This window comes from Janthinobacterium sp. DSP2-3-3, from assembly GCF_049897325.1.
Classification (GTDB): domain Bacteria; phylum Pseudomonadota; class Gammaproteobacteria; order Burkholderiales; family Burkholderiaceae_D; genus Janthinobacterium.
Genome location: NZ_JAFCWA010000002.1, coordinates 325,573 through 340,791, shown reverse-complemented (window position 1 = coordinate 340,791; position 15,219 = coordinate 325,573). Strand labels below are relative to the sequence as shown.

Here is a 15,219-nt window from a genome sequence, read left to right as displayed (position 1 = left end):
GCTCAGCCCAGTTGCCGCACGATATGCGGCCCCAGCAGGTTGGCCAGCGGTAGCGGCAGGCGGCGCCAGGCGCGGATGAACAGCGCGTACTTGGGATTGAGCGGGTTGACTTCCGGCAAGGCCGTGGCGCGCACCAGTTGGTAGGCATACGGCAGCGGCTGCGGCGTAAAACCCCAGTTCTTCTTGAAGTCGAAGGCGCCCGTGCCCAGCTTGCTGCGGCCGAAATCGAACAGGCGGTAACCGCGTTCGCAGGCGCGGCGCATCGCTTCCCAGTACATGAAGTCGTTGGCACCCGTGCTGCGCGCCAGCGGCGTGCCGCCGCCGTAATACGGCAGCACTTCATCGCGGAAATAGAATAGCAGCACGCTGGCCTGCGCCTGCTGGCCGTAATACACGGTGAGGATCTCGCAATCGGTGCCGAAGACCGTGCGCAGCAGGGCAAAATGGCGGCGCGCGAAGACGGGCGTGCCCAGCCGGCGCACGCTGGCCGCGTAGATCGGATAAAAGCGTTCGAGGCCATGCTCGATGGCGCTGTGCAGGCCGGCCGCCATGGCCTTGCGCACGACGGCGCGCTGCTTGCGGGGTATCGCCAGCAGATTCTGTTCGGCATCGGGGTGGAGGGGGCGGCGGAAGGTTGCGTACAGGGGGTTTTTCAGCCAGGACGTATCCGCGCTTTCCGGCGCATTTAGCGACGCATTTAGCGACGCATTTTCGTCCATTTCGCGCCAGCGGTACTCCAGGTGTCCCACGCCGAGGCGCCGCGCCAGGGCCTGTGCGGCGCCGTCGAGGGCCAGCCGGACGGCCGCACTGCCGCCGGCGATGCCGCCGTACACGCAAAACGGCAGCGAGACGAGGGACGAGCCGAACAAACGGCTGCGCACATGCGCCAGCGGCAGCACGCCGGCGATGCGCCCGTCCTGTTCCGCGTACAGGAAATGGCTGTCGTGGCGGAAACCTTGTTCCATGATGGTTTGCCAGCCGGCGCGGTGAAAGAAGGTGGCCTCGGGACAGGCCTCGACAAAGGCATTCCAGCGCGCATGCTCGCGCGCCTGCAGCGAGCGCACGGCAATGGTGGCGCTGGACGACGCCGGGTCGGGAGGAAGGCTGGCCTCGTGCATCATGTGCTTTCCAGAAAAATACGGTCCATGCGGTCCCAGGTGAAGTCGCGCGTCAGGCGCGCCAGCCGCGCTTCCATGCGCCCCAGGTTCAGGTAGTGGCGAAAGCGCGTCTTCGCGCTCAGGCCGGGCGGGCGCGGCTGGCCGGGATCGAGTTCCCAAGGATGAAAATAGAATATGCCAGCTTGCCCGTCGCGCGAATTGATGCGTCGCAAAAGCCAGCGCGACAGTCCATATGGCATCAAGCGAAAATAGCCGCCGCCGCCGGCCGGCACGTTGCGTCCGCGCAGGCGCACGGTGCTGACGGGCAGTTCCAGCACGCCGTGCGGCCCCCGTGGACGCCAGGCGAAGCGGGGAGCATCCGGCATGCCATAATGGTCGTGGCGGATCGGGTAGATGCTGGAACTGTAGCGGTAGCCCGCCTCCTGCAGCACGTCGAAGGCCCACAGATTGGCCGCGCCGATGGAAAAGCTGGGCGCCCGGTAGCCGTGCACGGCCAGCCCCGTCAATTGCTCCAGGATGGTCTTGCTGCGGCGCACATCGTCGGCGAACTGCGCCACCGACTGGTCGCAGGCGCGCAGGTGCGCATAGCCGTGGCTGGCCACTTCATGCCCGGCGCCGACCACGCGGCGCAGCATGGCAGGATAGCGCTCGGCGATCCAGCCTAAGGTAAAAAAGGTGGCGTGGATGCGGCGCTCTTCCAGCAGCAGCAGGATGCGCTCGATGTTCGCCTCGATGCGGCATTCCAGGCGCGGCCAGTCGGCGCGCGCGATGTGCGGCGCGAAGGCGGACACCTGGAAATAGTCTTCCACGTCGATGGTCAGGGCATTGCGTAGCATTGCCGGCGGCGTCATGGCGTGCCCCGGCACGCCGCCAGCCAGGGCGCAATGACGGCGGCGATGCGCGTAGCTGCGTGGCCATCCCAGAGTGGTGGAATGCGGCCCCGCTTGCCGCCCGTCTCCAGGGTGGCGCGCGCCAGCGCCAGAATGGCGGCCGGGTCCGTGCCGGCCAGGGTATTCGTGCCCTCGCTGATGGTGACGGGCCGCTCCGTATTGTCGCGCAGGGTCAAGCAGGGCACGCCCAGGGCCGTGCTTTCTTCCTGGATGCCGCCCGAATCGGTCAGCACCAGCCGCGCCCCCTGCATCAGGCCCAGCATTTCCAAGTAGCCCAGCGGCGGCAGGCAGATGATGGCATGCCGCGCCAGCAATGGTTCCAGGCCCGCCAGGCGCAGGCCGGCCAAGGTACGCGGATGGATGGGAAACAGCAGCGGCAGCTGGCATGACAGTTGCCCCAGCGCCTGCAGCAGCGCTTCCAGCTGCACCGCGTCATCCACGTTCGATGGCCGGTGCAGGGTCACGAGGCCATACACGGCCGGGCAGGCGTGGCCGTGGGCGCGCAGGGTGGTGGCGGGCTTTACTGCGCGCGGCAGCTGCTGCCGCAGGCTGTCGATCATGACGTTGCCGGTGAAGTGGATGCGCTCGGCGGCGATGCCTTCGCGCAACAGGTTGGCGCGCGCGCCTTCCTCGCTCGTCAGCAGCAGGCTAGCCAAATGATCCGTCAGCACGCGGTTGATTTCCTCGGGCATGTGCCGGTCGCCGCTGCGCAAGCCCGCTTCGACATGGATCACGGGGATGGCCCGCTTGGCCGCCGCCAGTGCGCAAGCCAGCGTGGAATTGACGTCGCCCACCACCAGCACGGCGTCGGGCGCCAGCGGCGGATGGGCGTCGAGCACGGCATCGAAGCGGCGCATGATTTCGGCCGTCTGCTGCGCGTGATTGCCGGAGCCGACGTCGAGGGCGATGTCGGGCGCGCGCAGGTCCAGGTCGGCAAACAGCTGGCCATTCATGGCCATGTCGTAATGCTGGCCGGTATGCAGCAAGGTCACGCGCACGGCAGGCACTTGGCGGGCCAGGGCGGCCAGGATGGGGGCCATTTTCATGAGGTTGGGGCGCGCGGCTACCACGCACAGCAGGTGTGCCGGCGCGCCGGACGGAAGCGAACGATGGGACAGGCTGGACATGCTGCGGCCTCCTTAGAATTGCATGGTGAGCGTGGCGCTGACGCCGTTTTCGCGGTAGTCGCCGCCCCGGTTGCTGGTGTGCCGCACGTGCCGCACGTCGATGCTGGCCGTCATGTTCGGCTGCAAGATGCGCGTGTAGCCGGCCGTCACGGTGATATTGTTGTCGCGCCGCGGCACGCTCAGCGAGCGCACGCTGGCGTAGCCGGCATCGACATGCATGCTGGTGCGCGCACTGGCTTGCCAGCTCCAGCCCAGGTTGCTGCCGATCTGGCGCGTGCGGTCTTCGCTGCCGAACTCCATGCCGGGCAGCAGGGCGCTCTCGATGCCGCTGGCCGTTTGCGCCGTGCGGTCGACGGCCGTGACGCCGACGACCATCGTGCTTTTTTCCGTGGCGCGCGCCATCGTCAGCTGCAGCTGTTTTTGCAGGAAATAGCGGTGGCTGAAGTAATTGATGGCGCCCTGTTCCGGCCCCAGCCTGTTGGCGTAACGCAGGAAAGCAGCAATGCGCAAGCGTCTGTCGCGCGCATTGGGAAACATGCCGCGCCATAACTGATCGAGCAACTGGCCCGCGTCGCGGTCGCTCAGGCGCGAAAACTGCGTGGGCAGGGTAGTGATGTTTTCGCTGTAGCTCAGTTGCCAGTTGGTATGGCGCTGCAGGAATGTGGCATCCAGGCTGTAGGTGTTGCCAAAAAAACGCTTGCCCGTGCTGAAGGCCACGCTGGTGCGCGGCGACGGCGTCCACACGCCGCCCAACGACCAGAAACGGCCTGCCGGCGCTTTGCCGGTGCTCGACATATAGCCTTCCTTTTCCATGCCGCCGCTGGCCGTGGCCGCCCATTTTCTGCCGAACGGATAGCGCAGGCCCACGCTGCTGCGCTGCATGCGCACGGGCGCCAGCTTGCTGTCCTGCGTGCGGCGCAGGTCGTGACTGGCGTTCCAGGTCCAGCCGCTGCCGCGCGGCTCGCCGCTGAGCAGCAATTCCATTTCATCGCTGTGGACGGACAGCAATTCGCCGCTGTCGACCGTATTGCGCGTGTAGCGCAGCTCGGCCGTGGCCAGGCCGCGGAAGCGGTGCCGCAAGTAGGGGCTGATGCCGGTGGTGCGCACCGTGCTGGCATTGTCCGTGTCAGGCAGCTCGGCTATCAGTTGCGGGCCGAACGGCGAGATATTGCGCCGGCTCACGCTGGTGTTCGCATCGATGAAGCACCAGTCCTGCACCAGTTCGGCGTCGGCTGCGGCGCGCAAGTCGTGGTTATCGCTATTGCCGCGCTGCCCCGAGAGGAATTTGTGCCAGCTGTAATCGAGGTGCACGCGCAGGCGCGGCCCCGTGCCGATGAGGGCGATGGCGGGCGCGATTTCCGTGATGAAGTCCGATTGCGCCTTGCCGGGCGGCGCGCGCAGCGCATTGTCCGTATAGCTTACACGCTGGCGCAGCGAGGGTTTCACCAGCCAGTCGACAGCAAAGGCCGGCATGGGCAGCAGCAAAGATAGCAACGGCAGCAACGGCGGCAGCGCCAGCGGTAGCGAAACCCGGCGGCTAGTCGTAATAGCCATAGCCGTAGTAGTCGTTGCCGGGGAACGATTTGGTCTTGTTGTAGATCAAATGTATGTGTTCGCATGAGTCGATCTGGCGCAGCGCTTCCTTGACCGCGTGCTGGGTCGTCGTTTCCGCCTCGACCACCATCACCACTTGGCCCATCTGTCCCACCAGCGCGTGCGCTTCGCTGGTGATCAGCAGGGGCGGCGAGTCGAAGACGACGACGCGGTCAGCGTAGCGGTTGGCGATCTCGGCCAGCAGCCGGCTCATGGCCCGGCTGGCCAGCAATTCCGTCGCATGCTTGTTGCTGCGCCCGGCGGGCAGGATGCGCAGGTTGGCCACGTTGGTTTTCAAGATCACGTCCGCCATGGCCAACTGCGGGTCAAGCAGCACGTCCATCAGCCCCGGCTCGGGCGACAGGCCCAGCACTTTCAGCACGGACGGGCGCGCCACGTCGGCGTCGACCAGCAGCACCGTGATGTCCATTTCCATGGCGATGCTCATGGCCAGGTTGACGGCGCAATACGTCTTGCCTTCGCCGGGCATGGCGCTGGTGACGACGATCAAATTGCCGTGGCGGATGGCCTCGGCGCCGCTGGCGCGCGCCTGGCGTAGCAGCGGGCGCTTGATGATGCGGAAATCTTCGGCCACCGAACTGCGCCCGCCTTCCTGCGTGAGCATGCCTTGCTCCGCCAGCCGGGCCAGGTTCAGGGCGCGGTACTGGGGGTTGCTGGCCGCCGCCAGGGTGTCCGCGCCGTCTGCGCCATCGGCGCTGTCAACTGCGTACGGCACGGGGGCTTCGGCGACGCCCAGGATGAGGGCTTCCTGCCTGCCGCTGTCCTTGCTGCTGCGCTCCTTGCTGGTCATCGTCGCTCCCGTGGCATAGTCTAAAATTTGAGCAGCGCAGCCGTCATGACCCCGCCGTACAGCAGGAACAGGCTGCCAAGGCAGCCGGTAAAGCCATAGCGGGCGCGGCGGCGGCGCACCTGCTGCAGCGGCGTCCAGTTCATGGATACCGTGCCCAGCACGTTCAAGCCCGTGGCATCGCGCAGTTCGGCGGGGCTGAGGAAGGTGGGACGCACCTGGCTGATCAGCAGGGCCGTGGCGATGCCGGCTACCAGGGCCGCGCCCAGCGCCGCGCTGAACAGCAGCGGACGGTTCGGGCCGACGGGCGCATATTGCACCGTAGGCGGGTCGATGATCTTGAAGGCCATCATCTCGGTGGTGGAGCTGAGTTCGCCCGACAGCTTGGCCGCTTCGCGCCGGCCGATCAGCTTTTCATAGTTTTCCTTGTTGATGATGTAGTCGCGGTTCAGTTGCGCCAGCTGCGATTCCACCTCAGGCACGGCATTGCTTTGCGCCAGCAGGCGCTCATTGCGCGCGTTGTATTCCTGCACGCGCGCGCGGATGGCGGCCACCTTGGCGTCCGCGTCCGTCAGCGCCACCTTCAGCTGCTGCAGCATGGGGCTGTAGTTCTTGCCAGGGTCGCCGGACGCCGTTTTCAGCTTGCTTTCCTCGATCTTGCGCTCTTCCAGTTGGGCAATGAGGCGCTTCGAGGCGATGATGTCGGGATGCAACTCCGTAAATTGCATGCGCAGACTGTCGAGGTTCTTGTTGAGTGAGGCGATGCGCTCGTCGAGTTCCGGATTCGTGATGGCCGACGCGTTCGGCTCCAGGTCGAGCACCGGCTCGTCGCCCTCGATCTGGCTCAGGATGGCCTTGCGCGATTGTTCCGCCTCGACCAGTTCCAGCTTGGCATTGTTCAGGCTATCGGATGACATCAGCAACTGGCTGCCATAGTCGATGCCCTGGCGCGGCAGCAGCAGGTTGTTGCGGATCTTGAATTCCTTCACCAGGTTTTCCGCCGTGCTCAGCTTGTCCTCGTAATTCTTGATCTGCTCGTCGATAAATTGCACGGCTTTCTGCGAATCGCCCTTTTTACCCTGGAAACTGCCTTCGACAAAGATGGTCAGCAGGCTTTGCACTACGTCGCGCACCAGCTTCGGGTCGCGCCCGCTATAGCTGATGGTGTAGATGTCGTAGGCGTTGGTGCCGGTGATCTTGATGCGGCTCATCAGCTCATCGAGCCGGGCTTCGTGTTCGCGCACGGTCTTCGAATCCAGGTCGAGGTCGACCATGCGCATGACGCGCTCCACGTTCGGGCGGCTGAGCAGGGTGCGGCTCATGATGGCTACCTGCTGTTCCGTGTTCGGCACGCTGGTCATTCCGGCCAACAGCGGCTTGAGGATGGTTTGCGTATCGACAAACACGCGCGCCGACGTCTGGAAGTCGTCGGGCAGGGTGATCACCTTGATGAAGCCGCCGATCGCCACCAGCCACGCCACCAGCACCGCATGCCAGCGGTACTTCCAGATGCCTTTCAGGCTGGAAAGCAGTTGCTGTATCAATTCCTCCATGTCGCTTCCTTCTGGTGACGGTGCTGCACGGTCGATGGCTGGGCGGCGCGGACAACGGCGTCTTGCAAGAAATGCTTGCCTGTTGAGTAAGCAAAGTATAGGGCCCCTGTCGAGCAAGATTTCCCAAGATGATTGCTTCTTGATACGCCTCAAGGTTCACTTGCCGGGTTTTAATAATCATAGGAAGTTCGCGGCCCAGGCTGGTTCTGCGGGGCCGGCCATGGACGCGCCATCGACTCGAAGAGGCCCCGCATGAATCCGTTTCGCCGTGCATTTGTATGCCACACACTGGTACTGGCAGGTGGCGCCAGCTTGCTGGGGGGCTGCCGTACACGCTATCCGCTGGCTCCCGCCGACGACAGCGCGCCCATGCACGACTACCTGATCGGCCCGGGCGACTCCGTCAACATCATTGTCTGGCGCAATCCGGAAGTGTCGCTGACGGTGGCCGTACGGCCGGACGGCAAGATCACCACGCCGCTGGTGGAGGATTTGGCCGCCAGCGGCAAGACCTCGACCCAGCTGGCGCGCGACATCGAGCAAGCCTTGGGCAAGTTTATCCAGCAACCGGTGGTGACGGTCATCGTCACCAATTTCTCGGGTCCGTACGGCGAGCAGATCCGGGTCATCGGCGAGGCGGCCAAGCCGCAGGCGCTGCCGTACCGGCTGGGCATGTCGCTGATGGACGTGCTCATCGCCGTAGGCGGCATCACTGACTTTGCCGCTGGCAACAAGGCCAGCATCATCCGCATGCGCGAAGGTAGCCAGCAGCAGCTGGGCGTGCGCCTGGATGACCTGCTCAAGCATGGCGATATTTCCGCCAACGTCATGATGCGGCCGGGCGACGTGCTGTTGATACCGGAGAGTTTCTTTTAGTAGCGATCCCAGCAATATCTAAACAGTATTTATATTTGTTCTTTTGTACTTTTCGGCAAATTTCAGCGTGCTTTTTTGCTATCTAAAAGCACTATCTTCAGTTTTTTTTAGCTGACGGTGGGAACTTTTTTGGCTTTTTTCTTGTCACAAGGCATTGGCTTCAGTCCGTCTCGACGGCGGCCGATGAATGTGAGGACAAGATGAGCTTTCAAGATGAACCCATTATTTCCTTCGACACGCCAGGCATCTTCAGTGACCTGGTGGTGGGCGAGGGGCAGATCGACCCGGCCATGGAGCACGAGCTCGACCTGCAGCGCTTTCATATCCGCATGGCCAATTCGCGTGGCCGGCGCGAAGCAGCCAGTTTGCTGATCCGCAAGATGTACGGCTGGCGCGGCTATGCCGTCGATCCCGCCATCGCGCATGCGCTGAATAAAATCACCCTGTTTGCAGAAACGGCAGGCTCCACCGTCGGTACGATGACCTTGTGCCTGGATAATGCCGAGACGGGCTTGCCCGCCGATGAAAACTTCCGTGACAAGCTCGACGTGCTGCGCGAAGAAGGCCGGCGCCTGTGCGAACCGTCGCGCCTGGCCATCGACAAGGGCGTCAGCAAGCGCGTGTTTGCGGCGCTGATTCATATTTCGTATATCTATGCCCACAATATTCACGGCTTTACGGATTACGTGATTGAAGTCAATCCACGGCATGTGGTGTTTTACAAGCGCATGCTCGGTTTCAAGGATTTTGGCGGCGAGCGAGAGTGCACGCGCGTGGGCGCGCCGGCCGTGCTGCTGCGTTTGGATCTCGACTATATGGGGGCCCAGATCCGCAAGTACGGCGGCATGATGGAACAGCATGGGGGTGAACGATCGTTTTACCCCTTTTTTTTCCCGACATGGGATGAACCTGGCATCACCGATCGGCTGCGGCAGGGGCGCAACTGATGCATGTATTTTTCAACATGATCGCCTGCATATGGCTGCCCGGAATCGCATATGTGATGCCGCTGGGTGCGCTGATGGCGGCCTCTTTCAAGCCTTTGACATACACCATGTTGACGATGCCGTAGACGAGGCCGGTCTCGGGATCGAACAGGGGGCTGCCGCTGCTGCCCGGATATGCCGTCGCGTCCAGCTGGAACACGATGTACGGTGTTTTTTTCAGTTGTGCCAGGCGCCGTGGGTCGAGGCGCTGCGCATTATCGCTGGGCGTGACCACCGGCGTCAGCGACGACACGGTGGCGCGGTGCGTGACGTGACGTAAGCCCAGCAAGGTACCTAAAGGAAAGCCCGTAAAGGCCATGGCCTGGCCTTCGCGCACCGTGGCCGCGTCGCCCAGCGCCAGGGCAGGCAGCGGCGCGCCCGCCAGGCGCAACAGGGCCAGGTCGTGTTCCATGTCCATCGCCTGCACTTTGGCGTGGCGAAATTGCGCCGCCTCGCCCTGACCCGTGAGAATGCCGATGACTTCGTCCGGATTGGCGTCGAGCAGTTTCTGGATCACATGGGCGCAAGTCAGCACGCTCAAGCCATCGCCCGCCACGAAGCCCGTGCCAATGAAATTCATGGGCGGCGTGCGCGTCTTTTGCAGGCTGCCCACGCCAACGACGGACGGTTTGATACGCGCAATGACTTGCGCCAGGGCTTCGTCGGCACGGCTGGGCGCGCTGGCCAGGGCCAAGGCAAGGCAAGACATCAGGGCGGAGGAGAAGGTAAACGGCAGGGCTTTCATGGCGGCGCACTTTCAGCAGGACGAGGTAGCGAGGGTGGCGAGGGTGGCGAGGGCTGCAGCAGCGCGCACAGCAGCATCAGGTAGCACAGCAGGGCAATGCGCGGCACGTCCAGCAGGCTGTCGAACAGGCCGACGACGAGAAAACCCAGCAGGGCGGCGGCGCAGGCCAGCGCGCCCAGGTCGCCTCGCGTGGCCTGGCGCAGCAGGCGCAGGCCGGCCAGGGCCAGCAGGCCCAGCATGGACAGTGCGCCGCACCAGCCCGTTTCCACCAGCAATTGCAGCGGCAGGCTCTTGATATGCCACGGCAGGTGATGGTGGTCGCTGCTGAAAAACCAGTAATTGTTTGCCTGCGTAAAGCATCCGTTAAGTATCAATTCCTCGCCGTCGGGCGCGCGCAGGCTCAGATTGTCGACCTCGATCAAGGATGAGGTGGCCGTACCGCTGGCCGCCAGTTCCAGTTGCACGGGCGGGCGCAGCAGCCAGGCGCCCGCGCCCAGCCATCCGCTGTCGAACGGTACTTCATAATGCAGCCACACACTGGCCGGCGCGCCTGGTTGCGGGAGGCGCAGGCGCAGGGGAACATTCACGCAGTTTTGTGCGTACAGCAATTGTCTCTGGCACAGGCGCACCAGCAGCACCGGCATCGGGCCGCTTCTACGCGCGTCGAGCGCCAGCGTGTAGCGCGTGGCCGGTTGCACCGGCAAACGTTGCAGGAGCCGCAGCAGTTCGCCGTAGCCGGCGCTGTAGCCGGGACTGGCCAGGCGGACAAAAGTGTTGCCGGCCTTATCAGGCGCGCCGCCTTCCTCCGCATACGCGATGCTGGCCGGCACCTCGCGCCCGCGATTGTGCCAGTAATAGGTGGCGGGAAAGCTGCCCATGCCCATGCCGAACAGCTGATTGCCCCAGTCGGATGGCTGCATGGCCAGCACTTGACGCCAATGGCGCAAGCGGCCTTGCATGTCGAAGGCGGTGGTGGCGAAACGTTCGGTGGCGTAATAGCTGGCCGAGACGGGTATGGCCAGCAGCAACAGGATGCCGGCCGCGCCCGCCATGCTCAGGCTGGCGCGGTCCAGCTGCCACAATGGTGGGCGCAAGCGTCCATTGCACAGCATCAGCGTGGCCAGCAGCACGACCAGGCAGGCCGGCGGCAGGGCCGCTGGTCCCGCCCAGTGCCAGCCTATCCAGACGAGATTGCACGCCAGCATGCTCCACGCCATCATCGCCAGGCTCAGCCTGGCTGGGCCTTTGCTGGCAGCGCCGCCCGGCCGGAGGGGGCCGGGCAGTAGCACGGCCGCCAGCAGCGCGGCCGCCAGCAGGAACAGGAAATACGGGCCTTTCAGCCAGCCGGCAGCCTGCTGGCCAGACCCTTCCGGCCACCAGCTGGCCAGCAGCCCCTGCAGGCACAGCGCGCACAGCAGGCTGGCCGGCGCCAGGCGCCACGGCAAGGGGCGCGCCGCCAGCACGAAGCTGGCCGCGAGCAAGACCACGGCGGCCAGCAAACCCCGGTAGCCGGCCACGCTGAACATGGTCACGAGCAGGACGGTGCCCAGCACGGCCAGCAGCAGGCTCAGCAAGAGTTTCCCCATTGGTCGCCGGCCCGTCGGGCGCGGCGCCGCGCCGTGGCCGGTGCGCAGGATCTGCCACAAGGCCAGCAGCATGGCCGCTGCCACGGCCGCGTACAGGCCCCGTGAAAAAGTGCTGCATGCCGCGTGCAGGGCCAGTGCCAGCAGCAGCATGGCCAGCGCCGCTTGCCAGCGGGTGCGCGCGCGCGCCAGCCACAGTCCCGCAAATGGCAGGCTCAGGGCCAGATAGCCGTCCAGCGCGGCGCCGCCCGTGTGCATGGCGGAAAACGGCGCGGTGATGCGGTAGTCGCTGGACAGGTTCATCAAACCGGGAAACACGGCCCGCTCCCACAGCGCGATCAGGGACACCGTGGCCAACCCGCCCAGCATGCCCGGCAGCGCGTAGCGGCGCAGGGCGGACGCGTCGCCGTCACGCAGCAGCATCGGCAGCAGCAGCATGCTCCAGGCCCAGGCCTTGCCCAGCCGCACGCTGTTGTAAGGGCTCAGATAATTATCCCAGGCATACACGTCGAGGGGCACCAATGGCAGGACGCCGCGCAGCAGCGCCGCCAGCCAGGCCAGGCTGCACAGCAGTAGGCAGGCGCGGGCGGCGGGCGCAAGCCGCGCCGCTGCAGGCTTGGCGGACCCGCCCAGGCGCCAATAGCCGCAAGCCACCGTCAGCAACAGCAGCACGTCGATTTCTTCGAACAAGAACCAGCCCGTCCACGGTGCCAGGTCCAGCACGGGCAGCAAGGCAGGCAGGCAGAACAGCCAGCAGGCGGGACGCCAGCACAGCAGCAGGAAATAGGCGGGCAGCAGGGCGGCAAACAGCAGGCTGGGCCAGCCGTGGCCCAGCGGGTAATGGCGTAAGGCCAGCATGCAGAGCGCGCCCGCCAGCAAGGCCAGCAGCCGCAACGCCAGGCCGGGCAGGGCCGCGTGTGCCACCATGGCCTAGAGCTGGGTCAACAAAGCCTGCGCTTCGGCCCGCTGCGGGAAATCCTTGTTGGCGGCCAACAGCTGTTCCAGTTGCTGGCGCGCCCCCGGTTTGTCGCCCGATTTCGCCAGCGCCGCGCCCAGGTGGTACTGGATGTCGGGAGACTTCGGCGCCAGGCCGGCTGCCTTGCGCAGCAGGGTGGTCGCGCGCTTGACGTCGCCCTGTTCCAGCACGATCCAGCCCAGGGTGTCGAGCACGATGGGGTTGTCCGGCACCAGCTTCAGCGCCTGCTCGGCCGTCGCCTGCGCGCGCGGATCTTTTTCCTGCTGATACGCCCAAGCCAGGTCGTTCAGCGCCGCCAGATTGGCCGTGTCCTTGGCAACGATGTACTGCAGCTGTTCGATGGCTGCGCGGTATTGCTTTGCCGCCAGTTTGGCGCCGGCCAGGTAGGTGCGCACTCCCAAGTCATCGGGCTTGTCCTTCAGCCAGGCCGCCATGCGCGCATCCGCCTCGCGCACCTGGCCCGAGGCCAGTAAAGCGCGGTACAGCTGCACCTGCATGGGGCCGATCTTGCTGATCTGGAGGGCGTGTTGGTACAGCTTGACGGCTTCCTGCGGCAGTTTCTGCGCCATCAGCACGTCGCCTTCGAGTTTGTAGCCGGCCGCCAGCTTCGGCTGCTGCTGCTGCACCTGGCGCGCCACGGCCAGCGCATCGCGCTGGCGGTTCAGCGACAGCAGCAGGGTCACTTCGACCACGCGCGCTTCGAGCAGCGTCGGATCGAGCGCCTGCGCCCGCTTGACGGCTTGCAGCGCATGGTGGCCGTCGCCCAGTGTCAGGTGCAGGCTGGCGATGCGCATCTGCAGCGGCGCCGACGTCGTCTGTAGGCTGGCCAGCTTGCTGTAGCTGCCGAGCGCCGCCTGCGCCTGGCCGGCGCTGTATTCGACCTGCGCGCGCATGGCCAGCGCATCGGCGTCGTCCGGGTGGCCCGACTGCAGCGTGCGCGCCAGTTCCAGCGCCTTCTCGGGCGCGCCCGTCTGCAGGTAAAAGTTACTCAGCAGCAGGGCCGGCGCGACGGCGTCGGGGTTGTCGCGGTGGGCCCGCTCCAGCCAGCGCCGCGCCTCGTCCGTTTTGCCTTGCGAGGCGGCCAGCTTGGCCAGCGCCGCGCACAGGTCGGTATTTTTCGGCGCTTTCGCCAGCGCCCGCTCGAAGCGCTGTTTCGCTTGTTCTGGCTTTTTCTCGGCCAGGTCGATCTGCGCCAGGTTGTTCAGTGCGGGTAAATAGACAGGGTCCATCCCCAGGGCCTGCTCGAAACCGGCGCGCGCAGCGGGCACGTTGCGCAAGGCCATGTAGACGCCGCCTTTCAGGTTCAGCAGCAGGGGATTCGTGCCTTTCTGCTGCTGTTCCAGCATCTTGACGGTGGCCAGGGCCTTGTCGTTCTGTTTATTGCGCAGCAAGGTCATCACCAGCATGGTGCCCACCTGAGGCGTGCTCTTGTCGAGCATGCTGGCGCGTTCCAGTTCGTCGATGGCACGGCTGTACTCGCCCATGCCCAGGCGGGTGATGCCCAGCGCCGCATGCAGCCTGGCCGTGTCCGGCGCCAGAGTATTCGCCTTTTCGAAATACGCCGTCGCCTTGTCGTACTGGCGCGCACGCAAGTGGGCTTCGCCAGCCATAGACAGCAGTTCCACGTCGTCGGGCAAGGCGGACAGCACGGGCAGCAGCAGGTCGAGGGCGGCATCCGTCTTGCCGCGCATCAGTTCGATCGACGCCATCATCTTGAGCGCGTACACATGTTTGGGATGGACGGCCAGGAAGCGTTGCAGATAGCTTTCCGCCAGTTGAGGCGAACCCAACTTCAGCTGCACGGCGCCGGCCAGCAGGATGGACGGCATGTGCTCGGGCGCCACCTTGAGCACCAGTTGCAACGATTGCAGGGCCGCCTTGTTCTTGCCCTGGCGGAAATCGAGCAGCGCCTGGGTCTGCAACAGGCCCAGGCTGTTGGGCGCCGTCTTGCGCGCCGTGGCCAGCTGGGCCGTCGCTTCCAGGTAGCGGTTTTCCACGATATCGAGGTTGGCCAGGTCGATATGCGCCAGGGTATTGTCCGGCTTGAGCTTGAGGATTTGCATGTAGGCGCGCCGCGCCGCGTTGTTCTTGCCTTGCAGGCGCAGCAGGTCGCCCTGCAGGCGCAAGGCGTCGAGGTTGGCGGGTTCGCTTTTCAAGGCTTGCGCCAGCAGCAGCTCGGCCGCCGTCACCTGTTGTTCCAGTGCCGCCAGCCGCGCCAGACCCAGCAGGGCCTCGACCTGGCCCGGATGGACTTCTTGCAGGCGCGCAAACACGGCGCGCGCTTCGTCCTGGCGGCCCAGGGCCAGCAGCGCATCGCCGCGCAGGGCCAGCACGGCTGGCGGCTGCGCCGCATCGTCGGCGATCTCGGCCAGTACCTTGTCGAACTGGCCCAGCATCAGCCAGGCCTTGCCCAGCAATGGCATCACTCGCTGCGATGCCAGCCCCAGCGACTTTGCCTTGCGCAATTCTTTCTCGGCAGACAGCGCTTCGCCCGTGTCGATATAGATGCTGCCCAGCAGCAAGCGTGCCGTCGCGTTGTCCGGCTCCTTTTGCAGCAGGTTCTTCAACTGGATGATGGCGGCGCGCGCCTCGCCTTTCTGGCGGTACTGCTGCGCGTCGGCCAGCAGGGACTCGCTGCTCTGCGTGCCGTGGCACCCCGTCAGCAAGGGCAGCAGCAGGCTGCAGCACAGCGCGGCGGCCGGCAGGCAGGCAAAGGGAAGGGGCAGGGAGCGGGGCAAGGAGCGGGGCATGGAAATCTCCGGTAGCGGCGTGCATGAGGGATGGGCATGGCCTAGCTTAAAAAGATGGCCGCCGGTCTCCTTGATTGTGCTCAACAAGCCGCCGATTGTCCGCGCGCGGGCTTGCCGCTGCTCCTGGTTCCTTGTTCCCGCTCAAGAATGGCCGGGCAGGCAACCGTAGAATTTCCCGGACGGCGATGCTCAGGCCGCAACCATTTGGAGCAAT

At 65.2% G+C, this 15,219-nt stretch carries 11 protein-coding genes; 2 read left to right on the top strand and 9 right to left on the bottom strand.

The features are described from left to right. Positions 1-2: 2 nt before the first annotated feature. Genes ACP7DE_RS05540 through ACP7DE_RS05515 form a run of 6 tightly spaced genes read right to left on the bottom strand, consistent with a single transcriptional unit; the run spans position 3 to position 7,089 of the window. Complete coding sequence (locus ACP7DE_RS05540; protein ID WP_426071369.1) at positions 3-1,118, bottom strand: FemAB family XrtA/PEP-CTERM system-associated protein; 1,116 nt, start codon at positions 1,116-1,118, stop codon at positions 3-5. Continuing rightward, entirely contained in the window at positions 1,118-1,969 is an 852-nt protein-coding gene (locus ACP7DE_RS05535) for an XrtA system polysaccharide deacetylase (protein WP_426071137.1), read from the bottom strand. Before ACP7DE_RS05535 ends, ACP7DE_RS05540 begins: the two co-directional genes overlap by 1 nt. Further along, complete coding sequence (wecB, locus tag ACP7DE_RS05530) at positions 1,966-3,135, bottom strand: non-hydrolyzing UDP-N-acetylglucosamine 2-epimerase (RefSeq protein WP_426071136.1); 1,170 nt, start codon at positions 3,133-3,135, stop codon at positions 1,966-1,968. The genes ACP7DE_RS05535 and wecB overlap by 4 nt, the downstream gene beginning before the upstream one ends. Before the next feature lie 12 nt (positions 3,136-3,147). Beyond that, a complete protein-coding gene (locus tag ACP7DE_RS05525; RefSeq protein ID WP_426071135.1) occupies positions 3,148-4,689 on the bottom strand; it encodes a TIGR03016 family PEP-CTERM system-associated outer membrane protein in 1,542 nt (513 codons plus the stop codon). Further along, complete coding sequence (locus ACP7DE_RS05520; protein ID WP_426071134.1) at positions 4,673-5,539, bottom strand: XrtA-associated tyrosine autokinase; 867 nt, start codon at positions 5,537-5,539, stop codon at positions 4,673-4,675. Before ACP7DE_RS05520 ends, ACP7DE_RS05525 begins: the two co-directional genes overlap by 17 nt. Before the next feature lie 20 nt (positions 5,540-5,559). Continuing rightward, positions 5,560-7,089 (bottom strand): XrtA system polysaccharide chain length determinant, encoded by a 1,530-nt coding sequence (locus ACP7DE_RS05515; RefSeq protein WP_426071133.1) that lies wholly within the window; start codon positions 7,087-7,089, stop codon positions 5,560-5,562. Between the two features lie 252 nt (positions 7,090-7,341). Here ACP7DE_RS05515 and ACP7DE_RS05510 point away from each other — a divergent pair, with 252 nt between their 5' ends. Both ACP7DE_RS05510 and ACP7DE_RS05505 read left to right on the top strand, forming a co-directional pair. Beyond that, entirely contained in the window at positions 7,342-7,965 is a 624-nt protein-coding gene (locus ACP7DE_RS05510) for an XrtA/PEP-CTERM system exopolysaccharide export protein (protein WP_426071132.1), read from the top strand. 200 nt (positions 7,966-8,165) lie between these two features. Beyond that, the gene (locus ACP7DE_RS05505; RefSeq protein ID WP_426071131.1) at positions 8,166-8,912 is read left to right on the top strand and encodes an N-acyl amino acid synthase FeeM domain-containing protein; all 747 of its coding nucleotides are present in this window, start codon (positions 8,166-8,168) and stop codon (positions 8,910-8,912) included. Here ACP7DE_RS05505 and ACP7DE_RS05500 read toward each other — a convergent pair. The 3 genes from ACP7DE_RS05500 to prsT are packed head-to-tail and all read right to left on the bottom strand — an operon-like array spanning position 8,881 to position 15,005. Beyond that, positions 8,881-9,696 (bottom strand): S1 family peptidase, encoded by an 816-nt coding sequence (locus ACP7DE_RS05500; RefSeq protein ID WP_426071130.1) that lies wholly within the window; start codon positions 9,694-9,696, stop codon positions 8,881-8,883. The genes ACP7DE_RS05505 and ACP7DE_RS05500 overlap by 32 nt on opposite strands. Further along, complete coding sequence (locus ACP7DE_RS05495) at positions 9,693-12,206, bottom strand: hypothetical protein (RefSeq protein ID WP_426071129.1); 2,514 nt, start codon at positions 12,204-12,206, stop codon at positions 9,693-9,695. The genes ACP7DE_RS05500 and ACP7DE_RS05495 overlap by 4 nt, the downstream gene beginning before the upstream one ends. A gap of 3 nt (positions 12,207-12,209) precedes the next feature. Then, entirely contained in the window at positions 12,210-15,005 is a 2,796-nt protein-coding gene (prsT, locus tag ACP7DE_RS05490; protein WP_426071128.1) for an XrtA/PEP-CTERM system TPR-repeat protein PrsT, read from the bottom strand. Between the last annotated feature and the right edge of the window lie 214 nt (positions 15,006-15,219).

What these genes read in the sequence shown, in the direction of transcription:
- ACP7DE_RS05525 (WP_426071135.1), bottom strand. Translation starts at nt 4,689, where the DNA reads ATGGCTATTACGACTAGCCGCCGGGTTTCGCTACCGCTGGCGCTGCCG.
- ACP7DE_RS05515 (WP_426071133.1), bottom strand. Translation starts at nt 7,089, where the DNA reads ATGGAGGAATTGATACAGCAACTGCTTTCCAGCCTGAAAGGCATCTGG.
- ACP7DE_RS05500 (WP_426071130.1), bottom strand. Translation starts at nt 9,696, where the DNA reads ATGAAAGCCCTGCCGTTTACCTTCTCCTCCGCCCTGATGTCTTGCCTT.
- ACP7DE_RS05505 (WP_426071131.1), top strand. Translation starts at nt 8,166, where the DNA reads ATGAGCTTTCAAGATGAACCCATTATTTCCTTCGACACGCCAGGCATC.
- ACP7DE_RS05520 (WP_426071134.1), bottom strand. Translation starts at nt 5,539, where the DNA reads ATGACCAGCAAGGAGCGCAGCAGCAAGGACAGCGGCAGGCAGGAAGCC.
- ACP7DE_RS05535 (WP_426071137.1), bottom strand. Translation starts at nt 1,969, where the DNA reads ATGACGCCGCCGGCAATGCTACGCAATGCCCTGACCATCGACGTGGAA.
- wecB (WP_426071136.1), bottom strand. Translation starts at nt 3,135, where the DNA reads ATGTCCAGCCTGTCCCATCGTTCGCTTCCGTCCGGCGCGCCGGCACAC.
- ACP7DE_RS05495 (WP_426071129.1), bottom strand. Translation starts at nt 12,206, where the DNA reads ATGGTGGCACACGCGGCCCTGCCCGGCCTGGCGTTGCGGCTGCTGGCC.
- prsT (WP_426071128.1), bottom strand. Translation starts at nt 15,005, where the DNA reads ATGCCCCGCTCCTTGCCCCGCTCCCTGCCCCTTCCCTTTGCCTGCCTG.
- ACP7DE_RS05540 (WP_426071369.1), bottom strand. Translation starts at nt 1,118, where the DNA reads ATGCACGAGGCCAGCCTTCCTCCCGACCCGGCGTCGTCCAGCGCCACC.
- ACP7DE_RS05510 (WP_426071132.1), top strand. Translation starts at nt 7,342, where the DNA reads ATGAATCCGTTTCGCCGTGCATTTGTATGCCACACACTGGTACTGGCA.